General features: G+C 69.4%; 18 protein-coding genes and 1 tRNA gene. 13 read left to right on the plus strand and 6 right to left on the minus strand.

Annotated elements, in window-relative coordinates:
• Window positions 1-9 precede the first annotated feature (9 nt).
• Window positions 10-83: transfer RNA gene (locus FB464_RS02770), tRNA-Leu, on the plus strand.
• Window positions 84-167: 84 nt separating this feature from the next.
• Here FB464_RS02770 and FB464_RS02775 read toward each other — a convergent pair.
• Window positions 168-410 (minus strand): hypothetical protein, encoded by a 243-nt coding sequence (locus tag FB464_RS02775; protein ID WP_116415215.1) that lies wholly within the window; start codon window positions 408-410, stop codon window positions 168-170.
• 350 nt (window positions 411-760) lie between these two features.
• Between FB464_RS02775 and FB464_RS02780 the strand changes: the two genes are divergently transcribed.
• Entirely contained in the window at window positions 761-2,053 is a 1,293-nt protein-coding gene (locus FB464_RS02780) for an APC family permease (RefSeq protein ID WP_116415214.1), read from the plus strand.
• Here FB464_RS02780 and FB464_RS02785 read toward each other — a convergent pair.
• A complete protein-coding gene (locus FB464_RS02785; RefSeq protein ID WP_116415213.1) occupies window positions 2,007-2,495 on the minus strand; it encodes a MarR family winged helix-turn-helix transcriptional regulator in 489 nt (162 codons plus the stop codon). The two genes, FB464_RS02780 and FB464_RS02785, sit on opposite strands and share 47 nt — an antisense overlap.
• 104 nt (window positions 2,496-2,599) lie before the next feature.
• Between FB464_RS02785 and FB464_RS02790 the strand changes: the two genes are divergently transcribed.
• Complete coding sequence (locus FB464_RS02790) at window positions 2,600-3,853, plus strand: FAD-dependent monooxygenase (protein WP_116415212.1); 1,254 nt, start codon at window positions 2,600-2,602, stop codon at window positions 3,851-3,853.
• Window positions 3,854-3,881: 28 nt separating this feature from the next.
• On the opposite strand, the gene FB464_RS02795 is transcribed toward FB464_RS02790, so the two are convergent.
• Both FB464_RS02795 and FB464_RS02800 read right to left on the minus strand, forming a co-directional pair.
• Window positions 3,882-5,351: an MATE family efflux transporter gene (locus tag FB464_RS02795; protein ID WP_116415211.1), complete on the minus strand. Its 1,470-nt coding sequence runs from the start codon at window positions 5,349-5,351 to the stop codon at window positions 3,882-3,884.
• A gap of 145 nt (window positions 5,352-5,496) precedes the next feature.
• Window positions 5,497-5,934, minus strand: coding sequence for a MarR family winged helix-turn-helix transcriptional regulator (locus tag FB464_RS02800; protein WP_116415210.1), 438 nt, complete (start codon window positions 5,932-5,934; stop codon window positions 5,497-5,499).
• 162 nt (window positions 5,935-6,096) lie between these two features.
• Between FB464_RS02800 and FB464_RS02805 the strand changes: the two genes are divergently transcribed.
• Window positions 6,097-7,080, plus strand: coding sequence for an alpha/beta hydrolase (locus FB464_RS02805; protein WP_116415209.1), 984 nt, complete (start codon window positions 6,097-6,099; stop codon window positions 7,078-7,080).
• 126 nt (window positions 7,081-7,206) lie between these two features.
• The gene (locus FB464_RS02810) at window positions 7,207-8,232 is read left to right on the plus strand and encodes a helix-turn-helix domain-containing protein (RefSeq protein WP_116415208.1); all 1,026 of its coding nucleotides are present in this window, start codon (window positions 7,207-7,209) and stop codon (window positions 8,230-8,232) included.
• Between the two features lie 41 nt (window positions 8,233-8,273).
• Here FB464_RS02810 and treS read toward each other — a convergent pair whose 3' ends face one another.
• Entirely contained in the window at window positions 8,274-10,508 is a 2,235-nt protein-coding gene (gene treS / locus FB464_RS02815; RefSeq protein ID WP_211327376.1) for a maltose alpha-D-glucosyltransferase, read from the minus strand.
• Between the two features lie 153 nt (window positions 10,509-10,661).
• Here treS and FB464_RS02820 point away from each other — a divergent pair, with 153 nt between their 5' ends.
• The 3 genes from FB464_RS02820 to FB464_RS02830 all read left to right on the plus strand — a co-directional run bounded on the left by FB464_RS02820 (window position 10,662) and on the right by FB464_RS02830 (window position 14,045).
• Entirely contained in the window at window positions 10,662-11,363 is a 702-nt protein-coding gene (locus FB464_RS02820; RefSeq protein ID WP_116415206.1) for a GntR family transcriptional regulator, read from the plus strand.
• A gap of 10 nt (window positions 11,364-11,373) precedes the next feature.
• Window positions 11,374-12,219: a pyrroline-5-carboxylate reductase gene (gene proC / locus FB464_RS02825; protein ID WP_281279729.1), complete on the plus strand. Its 846-nt coding sequence runs from the start codon at window positions 11,374-11,376 to the stop codon at window positions 12,217-12,219.
• 155 nt (window positions 12,220-12,374) lie between these two features.
• Entirely contained in the window at window positions 12,375-14,045 is a 1,671-nt protein-coding gene (locus tag FB464_RS02830; protein WP_211327375.1) for an APC family permease, read from the plus strand.
• 18 nt (window positions 14,046-14,063) lie between these two features.
• Here FB464_RS02830 and FB464_RS02835 read toward each other — a convergent pair whose 3' ends face one another.
• Window positions 14,064-15,266 (minus strand): metal-dependent hydrolase family protein, encoded by a 1,203-nt coding sequence (locus FB464_RS02835; protein ID WP_116415204.1) that lies wholly within the window; start codon window positions 15,264-15,266, stop codon window positions 14,064-14,066.
• A 71-nt stretch (window positions 15,267-15,337) separates the two neighbouring features.
• On the opposite strand from FB464_RS02835, the gene FB464_RS02840 reads away from it, so the two are divergent.
• The 5 genes from FB464_RS02840 to FB464_RS02860 all read left to right on the plus strand — a co-directional run bounded on the left by FB464_RS02840 (window position 15,338) and on the right by FB464_RS02860 (window position 20,461).
• Complete coding sequence (locus FB464_RS02840; RefSeq protein ID WP_116415203.1) at window positions 15,338-16,519, plus strand: NAD(P)/FAD-dependent oxidoreductase; 1,182 nt, start codon at window positions 15,338-15,340, stop codon at window positions 16,517-16,519.
• A gap of 3 nt (window positions 16,520-16,522) precedes the next feature.
• Window positions 16,523-16,975, plus strand: coding sequence for a (2Fe-2S)-binding protein (locus FB464_RS02845; protein ID WP_116415202.1), 453 nt, complete (start codon window positions 16,523-16,525; stop codon window positions 16,973-16,975).
• Window positions 16,962-18,395 carry an FAD-dependent oxidoreductase gene (locus FB464_RS02850; protein ID WP_116415201.1) on the plus strand — a complete coding sequence of 478 codons (1,434 nt, stop codon included), beginning with the start codon at window positions 16,962-16,964 and terminating at the stop codon, window positions 18,393-18,395. The genes FB464_RS02845 and FB464_RS02850 overlap by 14 nt, the downstream gene beginning before the upstream one ends.
• Before the next feature lie 112 nt (window positions 18,396-18,507).
• Window positions 18,508-19,425, plus strand: coding sequence for a dihydrodipicolinate synthase family protein (locus FB464_RS02855; RefSeq protein WP_116415200.1), 918 nt, complete (start codon window positions 18,508-18,510; stop codon window positions 19,423-19,425).
• Between the two features lie 34 nt (window positions 19,426-19,459).
• Complete coding sequence (locus FB464_RS02860) at window positions 19,460-20,461, plus strand: proline racemase family protein (protein ID WP_116415199.1); 1,002 nt, start codon at window positions 19,460-19,462, stop codon at window positions 20,459-20,461.
• Window positions 20,462-20,463: the final 2 nt, after the last annotated feature.

Here is a 20,463-nt window from a genome sequence, read left to right on the forward strand (position 1 = left end):
CTCCTGGTCGCCCCCATAGCCCAATTGGCAGAGGCAGACGACTTAAAATCGTCGTAGTGAGGGTTCGAGTCCCTCTGGGGGTACTTCAGCCTTAACTTTGTCTTGCTGTGTCAACGGGAGAGTTGGGGCTATCGCCGGCGCGGATCGGGTTGCCGCGCGCGCCGCGCCTAGTGGCCCTCCCGCCGGAGCTCCGCCTCGAGCGGCGCATCCGACACGATCGTCACCGGCACGCCGGGGGTGATGAGAAGTTCGTAGGTCTGCGGGTTGCCCTCGAGGTCGGTGCAGAGGAATGCCGTCCACTCGGTGCGGCCCGCGGCGACGATCGACTGGATCAGGTCGCGGACCGCGGTGTGCTCGTCGGCGTCAGCGATCACGATCTCGGTATTGCCGTACTGCAGAATCGAAGTCATTCGGTTTCCCCTCGTCTTTTCGGCCGCCTGTGCCGGAGAAATCCTCAGGGAGGGATCTTCCGGCACAGGGGCGGCATCGCCATGTTGCCGAAGGTTCCGCTCAGGGAGCGGAACACGTCAGGCAACGGATGGGCGTCGACGGAGCGCTAGGAACACTCTTCAACCGGCAGCACAATTCGGTAGCTGCGCATTCAAGCTAACCCGTTCGGGTTAACCCCTGCAAAGGCCCAGTTGTGGGGGCAGACGGGGAACGCCGCCGACGTCCCCGTCCAACACGAGGACGAACATGACGTCTAAAACGATGACCCGAGCAGCACCGATTGTTCACCTGGGCGCGCGAGAGTAGGCGGATGACGGCACCACCCACCCTCGCGCGAAAGCTCGGCACCGTCGACGCGGTGAGCATCGGCCTCGGTTCGATGATCGGGGCCGGCATCTTCGCCGCGTTCGCCCCGGCCTCGTCCGTCGCGGGTGCTGGGCTGCTCGTGGGGCTGCTGGTCGCCGGGATCGTCGCCTTCTGCAACGCGACGTCATCGGCGCAGCTCGCCGCGCAGTATCCGACGTCGGGTGGCAGCTACGTCTACGGCCGGGAACGGCTGGGGGAGTGGCCCGGGTTCCTGGCGGGGTGGAGCTTCGTGGTCGGCAAGACGGCCAGCTGCGCGGCGATGGCGCTCACGTTCGCCGCGTATGCGGCACCGGCCGGCTGGGAGAAGCCCGTCGCGGTGCTGGCTGTGCTCGCTCTCGCAGCCGTCAACCTCGTCGGGGTCACCCGAACGGCAGCGCTGACGCGCGTGATCGTGGCATTCGTGCTGCTGGTGCTGGCCGTTGTCGTGATCTCGGCGGTGGCGGGCCGGGGGCCGCTGGTTCTGGATGCTCGACCCGACTTGTTCGAGCACGGCTGGTACGGCATCCTGCAGTCCGGCGGGCTGCTCTTCTTCGCCTTCGCGGGCTACGCGCGCATCGCGACGATGGGGGAGGAAGTGAAGGAGCCGCAACGCACGATCCCACGCGCCATCCTCGTCGCCCTGGCGGCGACCTTCGTGGTCTACGCCGTTATCGCGCTGACGGTTCTCGCCGTGCTCGGCCCGGAACGGCTCGCCGCGAGCAGCGCACCGCTCGCCGATGTCGTGGCGGCGGGAGGGTGGAGCTGGGCTTCGCCGCTCGTGCGGATCGGTGCGGCCGCCGCGGCCCTCGGTGCGCTGCTGGCGCTCATCGCGGGAATCGGACGCACGAGCCTCGCGATGGCCCGCAACGACGATCTGCCCCGCTGGCTTGCGGCCGTGCATCCGAGGCGCCGGGTGCCGCAGCACGCGGAGATCGCGCTGGCCGTGGTCGTGTGTGTGCTGGTGCTGAGTGTAGACCTCCGATCAGCGATCGGTTTCTCGTCGTTCGGCGTGCTGCTCTACTACGTTGTCGCGAATGCTGCCGCCTTCACGCAGGGCGCGGCGGATCGGCGCTACCCGCGAGCGCTCCAGGTTGTCGGAGTGCTCGGTTGCCTCGTTCTGGTCGCGACGCTGCCGCTGCCGGCTGTGCTCGTGGGGCTGGGTGTGCTGGTGGTGGGGATCGGGTACCGGATCGTGCGGTTGCGCACCGCGGTCAGCGCGAAGCGGCCGCCTTCTCCGCCAGGTAGTCGTCCATCGTGACGGCGACGTCGCTGAGGAACCGCTCGAACTCCGCCAGAACCTCGGGGGAGTAGCGATCCATGACCGTGCCGAGGCGTTCGGCGAGCGGGTCGAAGAAGCCGTCGATCAGTTCTTCGACTCCGTCGGTCGAGTGCAGGGTGACGATGCGCCGGTCGGCGTTGTCGCGCGCGCGGCGGATGTGCCCGGCGTCTTCGAGCCGGTTGAGGAGCGAGGATGTCGCGCCCCCGGTCAGCCCGACGCGGTGGCTGAGCTGGGTCTGGGTGAGGGGCGCACCGGCGTCCTGTGCGGCGAGAATGTGTACCAGCGCGTTGGCGTCGGTGGTGTGGAGGCCGGCGGAGAGCCCGAGCTGGCGGCCCATGTCGCTGAACGCTGTTCCGTGCATCCGGAGCGCTGTGAGCAGCCGGTCGTGCTGGGCGTTCGGACCGGACGGCGATTCCGGCATGGCGACCTCCTCGTGTCAACCCCAGTCTACGGGTATTCGTTTGATTGTCACTTCATTTGATCATGGGTTAGATTGATCATGTAACTATTTTGAAGGGGCCCATCATGAACGAGAATCCGAAAGTCCTGATCTCCGGGGCGAGCATTGCCGGCCCCGCCCTCGCCTACTGGCTGGGGCGTTACGGCTGGCGGAGCACCGTGGTCGAACGGGCGTCGGAGTTCCGCGACGGGGGGCAGAACATCGACGTGCGTGGGGCGGGCCGTGAAGTGCTGCGGCGAGCGGGCCTCGAAGACGCGGTTCGCCGGGCGAACACGGGTGAGGTCGGCACGCGGTTCCTGGGCAGCGGCGGGTCGATCGTCGCCGAATTCCCGGTGCGGGCCTCGGAGAGCGGCGGCGCAACAGCCGAACTCGAGATCCTTCGCGGGGACCTGGCGCGCATCCTCGTCGACGCAAGCGTGGCCGGCGACCTCACCGACTATCTCTACGGCGACCAGATCGCGGGGATCGTCGAAGGCGAAGACGACGTGGAAGTGACATTCGAGAGCGGCGAGCAGCGGCGCTTCGACCTCGTCGTCGCCGCAGACGGAATGCGCTCGAGCACCCGCGAGCTCGTGTTCGGCGGCGAAGCATCCGTTCATCCCCTCGGCATGGAGACGAGCTACTTCACCGTCCCGCGCACCGCCACCGACACCCCCTGGTGGAACTGGTACAACGAAGCGGGCGGCCTCGCCGTGACGCTCCGACCCGACCAGCACGGCACGACGCGCGCGACGCTCTCGTCGATCAGCTACGGGAAGGTCGGCGGTTCCGGCAGGTCCGGGGCGGTGGATGCTCGCAGTGAGCGCCGCACGGCCGCTGAGCAGAGGGCGCGGCTCCGCGAGCAGTTCCGTGACGTCGGCTGGGAGGCTCCGCGCCTTCTCGACGCGCTCGACGACGCGTCCGACCTGTACTTCGAGTCGATCGGGCAGGTGAAGGCACCGCACTGGTCCCGCGGTCGTGTCGCGCTGGCAGGGGATGCCGCGTGGTGCGCCTCGCCCGTGAGCGGCATGGGCACCAGCCTGTCGATCGTGGGCGCGTACGTGCTTGCGGGCGAGCTCGCCTCGCACGTGCACCACCGGGATGCGTTCGCCGGCTACGAGCGGATCATGCGCCCCTACGTCGACCAGGCACAGCAGCTCCCGCCCGGAGTGCCCCGCGTTGCCAACCCGCGGACGCGGGCCGGTCTCGCGGCGCTGCACGTGGCGCTCCGCGCCGCATCCACCCCCCTCGTGGGCAAGCTCGGCGCGAAACTCTTCGCGCCGCCCGCCGACAGGATCGAGCTGCCCGACTACGCGCACCTGGAGCGCGGCCGCGCGTAGCGCCCCGTCGCTGAGGGCTCGCCCCGGGTCAGGCGGCCGCCGATTCCAGCACGTGTTCGGCGCGCTCGGGGCTGCCCGCGGCGAGACCGCGGTCGATCGCCCGGCGGGATGCGAGCCAGATGACGACGCCGAGGAGGAAGACGAGCCCCTCGGAGACGGTCAGCGACCAGATGATGCCGGCGAGACCGAACCAGAGGTTGCCGAGCAGCACGATGGGGATGAACAGCACGCCCTGCGCCAGGGACATGACGATGGCGGGCACCGAGCGCCCGGTCGCCTGGAAGAGCGAGGTCAGCAGACCGGTGAAACCGTTCACGATCATCGCGACGAGCTGGGCGGTGAGGATGGTGACACCGATGGCCAGCACGGAGGGGTCGGAGACGAACGCTGAGAAGACCTGGTCGCGGAACACGAAGACCGAAGCGGCCGAGAGGAGCACGATGCCGCCGACGGTGACCGCCGAGACCCGGAGGGCCGACCGGAGCCTGGCTCGGTCGCCTTTGCCGTAGGAGTAAGCGAGCAGCGGCAGTACGCCGAGGGTGACGCCCATGACGAGGAACTCCGGCACCTGGGCGATGCGCACGGCGACGCCCATCGCGGCGAGGGCGCTGTCGCCGTAGGCCACCGCGAGGTTGTTCAGCACCAGGGAGGTGACGATCAGGAAGGCCGACTGCAGAAGCTCGCCGACACCCACGCCGAAGACCGGCTTCAGCACGGCGGGCGACAGGGTGAACCAGCGTGGCGCGAGGCTCACGTGTTCGCTGTGGCGCTGCAGCCAGACGATGAAGTAGACGACGACTCCGAGGTTCGAGAGCCCCATCGCGAGTGCCGCTCCGCCGACGCCCCAGTGCAGCACCAGGATGAACAGCACGTCGAAGACGACGTTCGCGATGGTGGACGCGATGAGCCCGATCATCACCTGCCGCGCCGCACCCTCCGCCCGCACGATCTGTTCCAGGCAGAAGGCGGCGGCGAGCACCGGCACGAAGCCGAGCATGACGGCCACGTAGGCGCTCGTCGCGGGCACCGCGGCGGCATCCGCCCCGAGAAGCGACACGAGCGGACCGAGCAGCAGCAGTCCGAGACCGCCGAGGATGGCGCCCGTCACGATGGCCCCCCACAGGGCGAAGGAGGAGACGTGCTTGATCTGGTCGGCCTGGCCTGAGTCGGTCTCGGCGGCGCCGAACAGCCTCGAGATGAGGGCGCCGCCGCCGACGCCGAACACGCCGCCGACCGCCATGACCAGGCCGAGGAGGGGTGTGCCGAACGTGATGGCGGCGAGCAGGGTGGCGTCGTGCAGCGAGCCGATGAAGCCCGCGTTGACGACGTTGTAGACGGCGCCCACGATCATGGCGGCGGCCATCGGCACGCAGAGGTGCACCAGGGCGCGCACGATCGGTGCGGCGGAGAGGTACCAGCGATTGGTGCCGACGGCGCCTACCCGGGGCGGGAGTGTGACGGGGGGAGTGGAGGGTGGGGTGGAGGGTGAGGTGCTCATGACTGCTCCTTTCCGGGCAGGTTCGAGCGCGCGCCGACGAACGCCGGCACGGCGAGGAGAGGTGGGGGACTCTGGATGCCCGCCCGGGCTCGATGGTCAGGGTGGGGTGGTGCGGGGATTGGTCCGGCGGGGCGCTACCGGGGCGTTATCGCGTGGGTTGCGGCAACACGGAGGTCACCTTCGTCAGGAGGTCGTGCAGCGTGGCCCGCTCCGCTGCGCTGAGCGGCGCGAGGATGGTGTCGTCGGCGGCCTCCATGGCGGAGTCGAAGCCGGCGATGAGTTCGGCGCCGGCGGGCGTGGCGTAGACGCGTTTGCTGCGCTCGTTCCCGCCCTCCGTGCGGCGTTCGATGAGGCCTCGGCGTTCGAGCCCCTGCAGGAGGCTCGACACGCTGGCGGCGCTGGTGCGGGTGAGTGCGGCGATGTCGCGCTGGATGGATCCGGGGTTCTGTTCGAGGAAACCGAGGGCGAATGCCTGCTCATGGCTCAGCTCACGCTCGCGGATCCAGTCCTCGCCGACTTTGCGCTGTGCCCAGCCGATCCAGCGCAGCAGTGAGAGCGTGCTGGTGAATTCCGGTTCCTTCATGATCAGAACTCTAACTGTTAGCCTTCTAACTGTCAAGGGAACCGCCAGCTGGCGCGCGAAACGGCCTGATCAGTCACGACTGGCGGTCGCGAGAGGCGGGAGCGCCCGACAGAATGAAGACGAAGGCACAACGCCGTGCCCCACGGCCCAGGGAGACCAACCATGACATCCACCGATTCTGTCCGCGAGTTCGCTCGCCCGCCCTACGACCCGGAGCTCGCTGCAGTGCTCGCCGTGCTCGGCGCACAGATGCCGCCGACCGTGACCCCTGGGATGATCGCCCCGATGCGCTCGGCGAGCGTCACACCGCCGATCGAGGAGTTGCTGGCCGGCCGCGCGGTGACCCACGAGGAGCGCAGCGTGCCCGGACCCGAGGGGGCTCCGGAGATCATCCTGAGCATCTTCCGTCGCACGGATCACGTGGCGGGAGGCCCGGGGATCTACAACGTGCACGGTGGCGGCATGATCATCGGCGACCGCTTCACCGGCCTCGAACCGCTGCTGGACTGGGTCGAGCAGTTCGATGCCGTGCTGGTGAGCGTCGAGTACCGGCTCGCTCCCGAGTCCCCCGATCCTGCCCTCGTCGACGACTGCTACGCCGGGCTGGTCTGGACCGCGGAGCACGCCGACGAGCTCGGCTTCAACGCCGACCGACTGGTCATCTCGGGAGGAAGCGCTGGCGGCGGCATCGCCGCGGGAGTCACCCTGATGGCCCGGGACAAGGGCGGTCCCGCGCTGATCGGCTCCCTGCTGATGTACCCGATGCTGGATGACCGGAATGAAACGGTTTCGAGCCACCAGTTCGTCGGCATCGGCGTCTGGGACCGGGGCAGCAACGACACCGGCTGGGATGCTCTCCTGGGCGATCGCCGCGGGACGGAGAACGTGTCCATCTACGCGGCTCCTGCTCGCGCGACCGACCTCTCCGGTCTTCCGCCCACGTTCATCGATGTCGGCTCGGCTGAGGTCTTCCGCGACGAGGACGTGGCGTATGCGTCGAAGATCTGGGCCGACGGTGGCATCTGCGAGCTGCATGTGACCCCGGGGGTGTTCCACGGGGCTGAGCTGATGGCGCCCGCGGCTGCCCTGTCGACCGCCGTCGCAGAGAACAGGACCCGCTGGTTGCGGCGTATCCTCGGCGTCTGACGGGTTGCGCGCCGGGCAGGCCTCGGACGTTCTCGTCCGACCTGTCCTGCCTGGGTTAGGGTGGGGGCAGACAGCAGCGCGCCGTCCTGCGACTCTCCGGCCGGCGCGCACCTCGCAGAGTCGTGAGTGGATCTCCAGAACATGCAGGAACTAGTGGGACGGATCACCGCCCTCGATCCGGTGGCGAGCGACAGCCTGCGGGTGATCTCCTACTTCGACACGCTGGTGGAGGGGCATGCGTCGGCCGAGGCGCTCCTCCGCGCCGCCAGCGTGCTCACGGGGTGCGGGGTCGGCTTTGTTGCAGAGGAGACGGTGATGCGTGTCGACAGCGCCGGTGCGCGCTCGGCGGATCCCGGCGTTCCGGAGGGTGGCCGTTGGCCCTCCCACGCGGTCGGTGAGGGCTGGTACGCGTGGATCGAACGGAGCGGGAGCGCTCACGTGAACGACGCGATGGTGCTGGAGCGACTGTCGTTCGGCTTGCGGATCTCGCTGGAACGCACCCATCCGGTCGCCATTGCCCGCCGGAACCTGGAGATCCTCATCGATGCGGCCGAGAGTCCCGACGCCCGGGCGGCAGCGGCTCGCCGCCTGAGGGTCGACACCGGCCTGCTGCGACTGGTGGCGGCCCCGGCCGCCGACTCTGGAGCCGAGCCGGGTGCCGGCAGCGTTGTGGTCGACACGCTTGTCGGCCGGGTGCGGGCGAGGATCGTTCGCGAAGGCGCGGGTGCGCCTCTCGGCCGCCTCGGTCTCGGACTCCTTCTCCCGGCGACCGATGCGCCGCGGTCGTGGCAGACGGCGCTCCTGGCGCTCCGTCTGTCCACGGAGGCCGAACCGGTCATCGACGCCAGCGCCCTCGGCGGCATGCTTCTGCTCGCCGAAGCAGCCGAGACCTCATCCCATCCGCAGCCCGACGTCGAGGCGATCGATCGGCTGGTGCAGGATGACCCACGGAACCTCGCGAACCTCGAACTCCTCGTGCGTGCGGAGAGCGTCCGCGCGGCGGCGGCCTCGACAGGGGTGCACCACTCGACGATGCAGGCCCGCGTGTCCGAGCTCAGCGAGCGACTCGGCTTCGATGTGCGTTCTTCAGAAGGCCGGGTACGGCTGTCGCTGGCGCTCCGCCTCCACCACCTTGCCACGAATCGGTTCTGACGGGGACGGGGCTTCCACGCGCACGGCGCGGAAGCCCAGGATCACTCCGCCGCCTCGACCTCCGGCTCGATGATGAGGAACAGGCCACCGTAGGGCGGGAGGCTCACGGAGAAGCTCTGCAGGTCATCCACCCGCCCGGTCTCCTCGCGGGTCGTCGCGTCGATGACCGCGCGGCGGGCGATCAGGGCGTCGGAGCGGACGGTGCCGTCGATCTCCTCTCCGGTGAAGTTCAGCACGGTGATCTGCAGGCGCGGATCCTCGATCGTGATGTCGCCTTCGTCGAGGCGGTGCACCATGACGAGCATGCCGGGGTGCGCGACATCCGGGATGTCGACCTGGCTGGCGATGTCGAGCCCGTAGGTCGAACGGAGGTCGAGGATCTGCCGCACCGACAGCGCGAACGAGCCGGGCGTGTCGAGCTGCTCGGGCAGGGGACCGTAGAGCGAGCGGCCGCGGGGCATGCCCGAACTCGACGCCGTGGCCTCGGGGAACACGTTCATCAGGTCGTGGGCGCCGCGCTCGATCCAGCGGGTGTCGCCGTCGGCGATGAGGTCGCGCACCTCGTCGACCGGCACCGGCAGCATGCCGAGCAGATCCCAGGCCGAGAGGGCAAAGACGCCGGGCTGCCAGGCGTTGAAGCGCACCAGGCAGAGGTGGGCGGCACGGATGCTCGCGACATCCTCATCGGTGATCGACGCCAGCGTGGTGTGGCCCTGCGTCGCGGCGATGACCGAGGCGGTGGTGCAGGCGATGCCGTTGGTGGTGAAGACCATGTTGTAGTCGGCCGCGTCTCCGGTCAGCTTCGACACCAGGTCGGCACGAACCGTCTCGGCGAGCTGCCCGCCGGTGATCTCCTCGTCGCGGAACGGGTACAGGTCGGCGCGGTGCAGGGTCTCCCAGTGCAGCAGCTCGTAGGTGAGCTCGTCGTGGTTCTGGAGGGCGTGCACGAGGCTCACCGGTTCGACGCCGAGGCTCAGGGAGGTGCGGAGCGTCAGCCGCAGGAACTCGGTGTCGCCCATCGCCAGCGCGTGCTGGTAGGCGGGCCGGTTGATGAAGTCGTAGGAGAGGTCGGCGCCGACCCGGCCGGTGTCGCGGATGTCCTCGATGGTGAGGTTCAGCTCCTGGAAGCTGAAGCCGCCGACCTTCCGCACCATGCCCGCGATGAGGTGGTTCGCGGCCTCGGAGAGCGGATGTCCCTCCGACCACGCCGGGCTGCCTGAGGCGCTCTTCTCCACGCCGAGGAAGCCGTTGGCGTCGAGGCGGAGCGCGCTCGAACCGAGGTCGCCGAGGGAGTGCAACGCATCGCCGATCACGAGGCGCATTCCGGCGAACGTGGGGTCGAGCCAGTTGATCGAGGGCTGGCCCTGCTTGAAGTAGTGCAGGTAGACCCAGCGGCGGGTGATGCCGTCGACGCCGAGCACGGGGCCGGTGGCGCTCCAGTTCGTGTCCTTCTGGCCGGGGGAGTAGAAGATCACGCGCTGCAGTTCGCCGATGATGAAACCCTGCTCGGCGAGCTGGTGCTCGGTCTCCTTGTTGAGGTTCACCGAGTCGCGGCCCGCGGGCACCTCGGGCAGCAGCCCCCAGCTCTCCTCGGGGATCTCGACCATGTGGTAGATGCCCGGGTAGTCCTTGTAGGCCATCTCCGCGAGGCGGAAGTCGGCGCCCTTGCCGGTGTGGCCCGGCACGATGTCGTCGATGACGCTGCCGCCGTGATGGTCGGCGACATCCGAGAGCAGCCGGAACTCGTCCTCCGAGCCGAACGCGGGGTCGATCTGGGTGGAGATGCGGTCGAAGTGGCCGTCGACGCTGGCTGTCATGCTCCAGCCGGTGATGCCGCCGGCACGCTTCACGGGGCCGGTGTGCACGGCTGAGATGCCGATGGTCTCGAAGGCGGCCCAGAGCCGTTCGTCGCCGAGGGCGCCGAGGTAGGAGACACCCGGTTCGGTGATCAGCGAGATGGGGTAGGCGGTGAACCAGACGGATGCTGTGCGGATGGCTCGCCGGGCATCCGGTTTCGCGTAGGGGTTCCGCCACATGCTCGGCTGGCCGGACAGACCGCGCGAGAGCACCTGGGCGTCGCGGAGCATCGACTGCCGGATCAGCCATTCGACATAGGAGACGTTCGACGCGTCGGCTGACCGCGGATCGGAGAAGGAGCGTTGGATGCGGCTCGCACGGAGGTTCGCGCGGGGCCGGAGGCGTGGCGGCCGCGCCGGATAGAGCTCGCCGTCGAACGTGATCTCGGCAGCGGGTTCGGTCGATTCTTCTTCGGTCATAGCCCTATCTTTCCCTCTCCCGAAGGCGGTTGCGTGCATTCCCCCCATTTGCAGCCGATTGTTCCGCGAAGTGCCCGCTCGTGGGCAGTAATATGCCATACACGACTACGAGCCATACGTGCTGGCCGCGCCTGCTTAGGAGATGATGCTGAGATGAACGAGAGCTCTTCGATCCGAAGCATCCCGCAGTCGTCGAGTCTCCGCGCCGAAGTGGAGCGCGCACTCTCGGTCGCGATCATCTCCGGCGAACTCGAGCCGGGCACGGTCGTGTCGGTTCCCGGGCTCGCCACCCAGTTCGGGGTGTCGGCGACCCCGGTGCGCGAGGCCATGCTCGACCTCGAGAAGCGGGGGTTCGTCGAGTCGGTGCGCAACAAGGGTTTCCGCATCACCACCGTCGGCGAAGACGACCTCCGCGAGATCGTTCAGGCGCGCCGCTGGTTGGAGGTGCCGGCGATCCGGATCGCCGCGGAGGAGTTCCCGGAAAATCGCCTCCCGGAGTTCCGCGCGATGGCGGAGCAGATCATCCGGGCAGCCGCGGCCGCCGACTTCGCCGCCTACCTGGCTGCGGACTCGCACTTCCATCTCGAACTGATCGCGCTGACGGGCAATCGCCGGCTCGTGAGGCTCGTCGAGGAACTCCGCAGCCAGACCCGCATGGTCGGCCTTGCCGAGCTGAAGGACACCCGCGAACTCGAACTCTCGGCAACGGAACACCACGAACTACTCGACCTGCTCGTCGCGGGCGACGCCGACGCAGCCGAGAAACTGCTGCATGCGCACATCGGCCACGTGCTCGGCTGGTGGGCGGGCCTCGCCGAAGACCAGCTCGAAACCTCCACCCTCCCCACGAAATGAGCACCCCGCGTTGACCACCCCACACTCCTTTCCCACGACGGCCCTCCTCGGTGCCGGTTCCATGGGCCAGGCCGTGCTCGCCGGGCTCCTCCGCCCCGACGTCACGGTCGAGGGCGGCATCAGGGCGACCACGAGGTCGGCGTCGCGCGCGGCGACCGTGCCCGAGCATCCGTCGCTCAGCGTGTACAGCACCGAGACCGACCCCCGGGCGAACCAGGTGGCCGTGACGGATGCCCGCATCGTCATCGTCGGAGTGAAGCCGTACATGGTCACCGACCTGCTGGCCGAGATCGCCCCCTCGCTCGCGCCGGACGCCATCGTCGTGAGCCTCGCCGCCGGCGTCACCCTCGATGTGTTCGAGCGCGCCCTGCCGTCGTCGGTCGCGGTCGTGCGGGCGATGCCGAACACGCCCTCGCTCATCGGCAAGGGTGTCACCGGGCTGGCGCAGGGGAAGCGCGCGAGCGACGAGCAGTTCGCGCTGGTGACGGCGCTGTTCGAGCTGGTCGGCGACGTGGTCGCTGTTCCCGAGGGCGAGATCGATGCGCTCAGCTCGATCTCCGGATCGGGTCCGGCGTACTTCTTCTACCTCGTCGAGCAGCTCACCGCGGCGGCTGTCGCGAAGGGCTTCACGCCCTCGCAGGCGGCAACACTCGTGAACGGCACGTTCATCGGTGCCGCTGCGCTGCTGGAGCACACGGGGGAGGATCCGGCCGAGCTCCGGCGCCGCGTCACCAGCCCCAAGGGCACCACCGAGCAGGCCATCCGCGTGCTGTCGGAGGGCGGCCTCGAGAAGCTGTTCACGGAGGCGACGGATGCTGCGGTGGCGCGCTCGAAGGAGCTGGCGTCGGGTAGCTGACGCCGACCGCGGCGCCGGCGCCGGTTTTCTGTACAGATGCACATGTGAAGATCGTGTTTCCGATCGCTCTGTGACCGGTTCTCCGGGGTTCTCATTGTCGTAGCGCGTCACTCGGCGCGGCTTTCGACGACGACAGTTCGCCTTGGGAGGCCCCCGTGTCGACATCCGCAGCATCCCGCGAAGCAAGCTCCGGCACGTCCTCGCCGGCCCTGAAACGCACCGTCGGGTTCTGGGGGCTGACGTTCGTCTCACTCGGGTCGATCATCGGGTCGGGCTGGCTGCTGGGGGCGCTGACAGCGGCGAAGTTCGCGGGCGGCTCCGCCCTCATCTCGTGGGTCATCGCCGCGATCATGCTCATGGTGCTCGCGCTGATCCACGCCGATCTGGGCGGTGCGTACCCGGTCGCCGGGGGCACCGCGCGCTACCCGCACTACGCGTTCGGTGGTTTCGCGGGGTTCACGGCGGGTTGGGTGACCTACCTGCAGGCGGTGTTCATCGCTCCGCTCGAGGTGGAGGCGTCGCTCAGCTACGTGAACTCGGTCGGCAGCATCAGCACCGACTTCCCGCTGATCAACGTCGACGGAACGCTCACCGGCCAGGGCATCGTCGTGGGCATTCTGGCGATGCTGCTGTTCACCTTCGTCAACCTCGGCGGCGCCCGCTGGATGAGCGACAGCAACACCGGCATCGTCATCTGGAAGACGCTGGTGCCGATCCTGACGATCGTGGTACTGATCACGCTGAGCTTTCACGCACAGAACTTCACGGCGAACGGTGGGTTCGCGCCCTTCGGCTTCCACGGCATCTTCGCGGCGCTGCCGGCCGGCGTCGTCTTCGCGCTCCAGGGGTTTGAGCAGGCATCGCAGATGGCCGGCGAGGCCAAGAACCCGAAGAAGGATGTCGCGCGGGCGATCATCCTCGCGATGGGTATCGGTGCGCTGCTCTACCTGCTGCTCGAGGTGGCCTTCGTCGGGTCGCTCGACCCGGCCACGCTCATCCAGAACGGCTGGTCGAATCCCATCGGCGAGGGCGACTACGGGCCCTATTACACGCTGGCGCTGTCAGCCGGGGCGGGGTGGCTGGCCGCTGTGCTGATCATCGACGCCGTGATCTCGCCCGGCGGAACGGGGCTCATCTATGTGGGCACGACCGCCCGCATCTCGTACGCCCTGGGACTGCCCGACCGGCTCACCCGCCTTTCGGCCCGCGGTGTGCCGGTCTGGTCGCTGGCGCTCGCGAGCCTCCTCGGCATCGGCGCCCTGCTGGTACCGGGGTCGGGCTGGCTGCAGCTCGTCGGCTACATCACCGGCGCGACAGCGATCATGTACGCCTTCGCGCCGATCTCGCTCGCTGCCCTGCGGAAGGCCGACCAGAAGCGCCACCACCCCTACAGGGTGCCGGCGCCGATGTTCATCCTGCCGCTCGGTTTCGTCTTCGCGAACCTGATCATCTACTGGGGCGGTTTCGACGCGACCTGGCGACTGTCGGTTGCGGTGCTGGTCGGCCAGGTGCTGTTCGTCATCGCGGCGCTCGTGAAGGCGAAGAACGTGAACCTCGCGAAGGCGCGCTGGCAGTCGGCGTTGTGGATCTGGCCGTGGCTCGTCGGCATGTGCATCATCGGCTACCTCGGTGACTTCGGAACCACGCAGCTGAACGTGCTGCCCGCCGACTGGGACACGCTGATCGTGGCGGCGTTCGCCGTGGCGGTCTTCTACTGGGCGGTGAGCCGCCGGATGTCTTCCGCCGACGTTGAATCGCAGGTGGCGGAGGACATCGAGCACGAGGAGGAGGCCGAGGCCGGCCGGCCCGCCGTGCTCCCCGCCTGACCGCGGCGGGCGACGCGGCTAGACGAGCAAGCCGGACTGGACGACCTGGCGGGGGCGGGACTGGTCCCAGAGCAGGGCGCTGTCGTCGAAGGGGTTGCCGTCGAGCAGCAGCAGGTCGCCGGCGGCTCCGGGCGCGATGCGTCCGATGTCGGTGCGCTGCAGCAGGGAGGCGTTCACCGAGGTGAGCGAGCGCAGCACGTCGGCGACCGACTCGACCTCCAACTGCAGGCGGATACCCTGCAGCTGATCGTCGGCGAGCGCCGACATCAGGTCGCTGCCGAAGCCGATCTGCACCCCGGCCGCCCGGGCCAGCTGCACGGCGGTCTTGCCGGCATCCAGAACCTCGGAGTTCTTCGCCCGCGAGATGGGGTTGAGGTTCACCTCGTCTCCGCGGCGGTTCATCGCGTCGTAGGCGACGAGCGTCGGCACGAGGAACGCCCCGTGCGCCGCCATCAGCGCCGCAGCCTCCTCGTCGAGCAGGTTGCCGTGCTCGATCGACCGGATGCCGTTGGTCACCGAATGGATGATCGCCTCCGGCGAGTACGCGTGCGCGGCCACGTAGCTCCCGCGACGCGTCGCCTCGTCGGAGACGGCGAGCAGCTCCTCGGCGGAGTACTGCGGCACCCGGATCGGGTCGGTCAGTGACACGACACCGCCCGACGTCATCACCTTGATGGCGTGGGCACCGGTGCGGAATCTCTGCCGCACGGCGCGCCGCAGGTCATCCACTCCGTCCACGATCTCGTTCATGTGCCCGCCGTGGAAGCAGAGGTCGAGGTCGCCGGGCCGCGGGTCGCCGTGCCCGCCGGTCTGGCTGAGGGCGGGGCCGGTGAAGTGGTAGCGCGGGGAGGGGAAGAGGTCTTCGTCGATGGCCCGGGCGAGGCCGATGTCACCACCGGCGACATCGCGCACCGTGGTGAAGCCCCGGCGGAGGGCAGCGGCGAGCCGGTGCGTGCCCACGATCGAGACGTAACTGAGTGGCCGGAGTTCCAACTCCATCCCGCCCATCGCGGTGCTGTAGGCGTGGAAATGGGCGTCGATGAACCCCGGGACGATCGCCCTGCCCTTCGCGTCGACGACACGGCCGACACGGGTTAGCCCCGGCCCGACCTCGGCGATGACCCCGTCGACGACGGTGATGTCGGCCTCGACGAGGTCGTCGGAGACCCCGTCGAAGACGAGGGCATCGGTGACGGTCAGGGTTCCGGTGGCGCGGCTCATCGGGGGGCTGCTTCCTTCGAGAGAGTGGGGTGCTGCGTGATATACTACTGTAGGGGTGGGGAGGGAGAGCCATGAAGGTCATCGTGATCGGCGGCGGCATCATCGGTGCAGCCACAGCGCGCAGTCTCTCCCGCCGGGGCATCGAGGTCAGCGTCATCGAACGCGGCCGGAACGTCGGTGGCACCTCCTCGGGAGGCGAGGGCAACCTGCTGCTCTCCGACAAGGGACCGGGCGACGAGCTCCGGCTCACGCAGTACTCGTCGACCCTCTGGCCCGTCGTCGACGCCCAGCTGGCAGACGAGCTGGGCCCCGGTTTCCCGTCGGTCGAGTTCGAGCGGAAGGGCGGGGTGGTCGTGGCGACCACCGCCGGAGGCGCCCAGCCGCTCTACGACTTCGCGGCCCTGCAGCGCACGGCGGGCGTGGATGCTCGACCCGTCGACCCGGCGGAAGCCCTGCTGCTCGAACCGCACCTGAACCCCGCGATCACGGCGGCCATCCACTACCCCGAAGACGCCCAGGTGCAGCCCGTGGTGATGACGGAGGCGCTCATCGCGTCGGCGAAGCTCAGCGGCGCCCGGTTCTTCGAGAACGAGACCGTGCTGGCGGGCATCCGGAACCCGCAGGGCGAGCTCGTGGGAGTGCGGACCTCGCGCGGCACACACCATGCGGATGCCGTCGTCGTTGCGGCGGGCCCGTGGTCGGCCGAGGTGTCCGGCGCCCTGGGCGTGCCTCTGCCCGTGAAGCCGCGCCGCGGAATGGTGCTGGTCACCTCGCGGATGCCGCACCGCATCTTCCACAAGGTGTACGACGGCGACTACGTCGGGGCGGTCGGGTCGAGCGACGCGGCGCTCCAGACCTCGAGCGTCATCGAGACGACGGCTGCGGGCACAGTGCTCATCGGCTCGTCCCGCCAGCAGATCGGCTTCGACAGCCGTCTGACCGTCGCCGTGCTGCGGGAGCTCGCGCAGAAGGCGCTGCGGCTCTTCCCCTTCCTCGCCGGCATGTCGGTGATGCGGAGCTACGGCGGATTCCGCCCGTTCATGCCCGACCACCTGCCCGTGATCGGGCCCGACCCGCGGCTGTCGGGGCTCTGGCACGCCACCGGGCACGAGGGTGCCGGGATCGGGCTGTCGGTCGCGACAGGTGCGATCCTCGCCGACCTGATGACCGGAGCTGCGCCTGCGCTGGATGCCGCACCCTTCTCACCCGCGCGGGCCTCGCTCGCGCCGTTCCTCGACGCCGGGGCGGCCTGAACCGTGACCTCCTTCCTCCTGCCTCCCTCCCAGGACCCGATCCGTCCGGCTGCTGCCGCGGGCATCCGGATCGCCGTCGACGGACGAGCCGTCGACGGGATCGCCGGCCAGACCATCGCGGGCGTACTGCTCGGCTCGGGCACGCTCGCCTGGCGCACAACCTCGAAGAACGCCCGCCCGCGCGGGGTCTTCTGCGGCATCGGGGTCTGCTACGACTGCCTGGTCGAGGTGAACGGGCAGCGCGATGTGCGGGCCTGCCAGCGCCGGGCCGCCGACGGCGATGCGGTGGTGACGCAGTACGACGAGCTGCCGGCTGCCTCGCCGGCCATGCCGGCCACCTCGGCCACCCCGGCCATGCCGGCCACGCCGGCCATGCCGTCGACTGCGGCCACCCCGGCCACCTCGGCCGCCTCGGCCATGCCGACTTCGTCCGGGGCGGGGGATGACCGTGCCTGACGTGCTCATCGTCGGCGCCGGCCCGGCCGGCCTCAGCGCGGCCCGCGCCGCCCGTCGCCAGGGCGCCGCGGTGACTCTGCTCGACTCCTCCGACGAGCTCGGCGGGCAGTACTGGCGTCACCTCCCGGCCTCACGCCCGGCCGAACGCGAGAGTGCGCTTCACCACGGCTGGGCGACGTTCACGGCGCTCCGCGAGGAGCTCGAGGCCGATGACGGCTGCACGATCATCCGCGGGGCGAACGTCTGGGCGATCGAGACCCGCGAGGGTCGGCCCGGTGCCGTGTTCGCGGTGATCGGTGAACCCGACGGCGTCGACCGCCAGCAGCGCATCTTCGAGCCCGACGCCCTCGTGCTCGCCACCGGTGCCTACGATCGCACGCTGCCGTTCCCCGGCTGGGACCTGCCCGGAGTGTTCACAGCGGGTGCCGCCCAGGCGCTCGCGAAGGGCGAGCGCGTCGCCATCGGTTCCCGCGTGCTGGTCGCCGGGGCGGGCCCGTTCCTGCTGCCGGTCGCAGCCTCGCTCGCCGCCACCGGTTCGACCGTGATCGGCGTGTACGAGGCCAACCGCACGAAATCGCTGGCCCGTGGATGGCTGCCAAAACCTTGGCAGCTGCTCCGCGCCGCGAAGAAGGGCACAGAACTCGCCGGGTACGTGCTGAACCATCTGCAGCACCGCATTCCGTACCGGCTCGGCACGGCCGTGGTGCGCGCCGACGGTACCGACCGTGTCGAGAGCGTGACGGTCGCCTCCGTCGATGCCTCCTGGGCGCCGATCCCGGGCACCGAGCGCACCTTCGCTGTCGACGCGGTCTGTGTCGGCCACGGCTTCACCCCGCGTCTCGAGCTCGCCCTCGCGGCGGGCTGCGAGCTGGGTGCGGACGATTTCGTGAGCGTCGACGAGGGGCAGCAGACGAGCATCCCGTCGGTGTACGCCGCCGGCGAGATCACCGGCATCGGCGGGGTCGACGCGGCGCTCGCCGAGGGGGAAATCGCCGGTCACACCGCCGCCGGCGGTTCGGTTCTGGATGCCCGGCTCACACCTGCACTCGCACACCGCCGCACGTACCGCTCCTTCGCCGACCGCATCGAGAACGCGCACGGCATCGAACCCGGCTGGACGCGCTGGCTCACCGACGACACGGTCGTCTGCCGGTGCGAGGAGGTGACGTACGGTGCGCTCTGCGGGGTCGCGTCGGCGACGGGCGGGGCGAGCCTCCGGTCGCTGAAGCTCACCAGTCGCGCCGGACTCGGCATCTGCCAGGGGCGGGTGTGCGGGCGCACGGTCGAGGAGCTGCTCCAGGGGCTGACGCCCGGGCACAGCGACCGGCCGGGCTCCGGGGCTGCCGACCGGGTACGAACCGACCGGCGGCCGATCGCGCTGCCCCTCCGGCTGGGCGAGCTGGCGGCGGAACCCCTCTGAGCTCCTCTCCTCCACATGCGACCGATCGACGACGTTCTCCACAGATTCCTCTGCTCATCACGATCCGGCCCACCGAGGCCGCACACTGGGACCACTCCCGAGAAAGACACCCATGACCAACACGGCATTCGACCTCGGCGGCGTCATCGTCGCCACCACCCTCGCCTTCACAGAAGACGCTTCGGCCCCGGCCGGCCTCGCCGTCGACTACGACCGCTACGCGGAGCACTGCAACTGGCTCATCGAGAACGGCTGCCGTGGCGTCGGCCCGAACGGATCGCTCGGCGAGTACTCCTCGCTCACCGACGACGAGCGCCGGAAGGTCGTGCAGACCGCCGTCGAGGCCGTCGACGGCCGGGGCCTCGTCATCGCCGGTGTGCACGGCATCGGCTGGCACCAGGCCAGGCACTGGGCGGAGCTCGCGAAGGAGGATGGCGCCGACGGCGTTCTGCTGCTGCCGCCGACCATCTACCGGGCCAGCGACGCGGAGGTCATCGAGCACTACACCCGTGTCGCCGAGGTGGGCCTGCCGATCATGGCCTACAACAACCCGTTCGACACCAAGGTCGACCTGACCCCCGCCCTGCTCGCCGAGATCGCGAAGATCCCCGAGGTCGTGGCGGTGAAGGAGTTCTCGGGCGACATCCGCCGCGTGCTCGAGATCAGGGAACTCACCGACCTCGACGTGATCGCCGGCGCCGACGACCTGCTCTTCGAGACCTTGGTGGATGGCGCGGTCGGCTGGTTCGCCGGCTACCCGAACGCCTTCCCGAAAGAGGCCGTCGAGATCTACACGCTCGTCACCGAGGGTAAAATCGCAGAGGCGCTCATGCTCTACAAGGAGCTCGTGGCGGTGTTCCGCTGGGACTCCCGCACGGAGTTCGTGCAGGCGATCAAGCTCTCCATCGACATCGCCGGCCAGAGCTTCGGCGGCAAGACCCGGCCGCCGCGCGGCCCCCTCAGCGCGGAGAACGAGGCGAAGGTGCGAGCCGATACCGAGAAGGCGTTGCGCTACCTCGCGTCGCGCTGAATCCCGGCCACCCGAAACACCCACAAGGAGCACCATGCGCAGCAGCCGGATGTTCACCGCCGTCGATTCGCACACCGAGGGCATGCCCACGCGGGTCGTGACGGGCGGCATGGGCGTCATCCCCGGCGCCACCATGAACGAGAAGCGGCTCCACTTCATGGAGCACCTCGACGACGTGAGACTCCTCCTCATGAACGAGCCGAGGGGGCACGCCGCGATGAGCGGCGCCATCCTGCAGCCGTCCACGCGGGCCGACGCCGACTGGGGTGTGGTCTACATCGAGGTCTCCGGATGTCTCCCGATGTGCGGCCACGGCACGATCGGTGTGGCGACCGTGCTGGTCGAGACGGGCATGGTCGAGGTCGTCGAACCGGTCACGACCATCCGGCTCGACACGCCGGCCGGGCTCGTCATTGCGCGCGTCGCGGTCAGTGACGGGCACGCGGACTCGGTCACGATCGAGAACGTTCCCGCCTACGTCGAACGTCTCGATGCGGTGATCGAGGTGCCGGGCTACGGCCGGGTCCCGTACTCGCTGGCGTTCGGTGGCAACTTCTACGCGATGGTCGACCTCGACGCGGTGAGCCTGCCGTTCGACCGCAGCCGCCAGAACGACATCATCGAGGCGGGGCTCGCCATCATGGCGGCGATCAACGAGCAGGACGCCCCGCGACATCCGGAGATCGACGGCGTGGACCACTGCCACCACGTCGAGTTCATCGCGCCCGGGTCGGATGCGACGCTCTCGCGGCACGCGATGGCGATCCACCCGGGCTGGTTCGACCGCTCGCCGTGCGGCACCGGAACGTCCGCCCGCATGGCCGAGCTGTGGGCCCGGGGCGAGCTCGCCCTCGACACCGACTTCGTCAACGAGTCGTTCATCGGCTCGCGTTTCGTCGGCCGCCTCCTCCGCACCACCGAGGTCGGCGGCCGCCCCGCGGTGATCCCGACCATCACCGGCCGCGCCTGGGTCACCGGCATCGGACAGTACCTGCTCGACCCCTCCGACCCGTTCCCCACCGGCTTCCAGTTCTGAGC

The sequence above is a fragment of the Subtercola boreus genome (genome assembly GCF_006716115.1).
Classification (GTDB): Bacteria; Actinomycetota; Actinomycetes; order Actinomycetales; family Microbacteriaceae; genus Subtercola; species Subtercola boreus.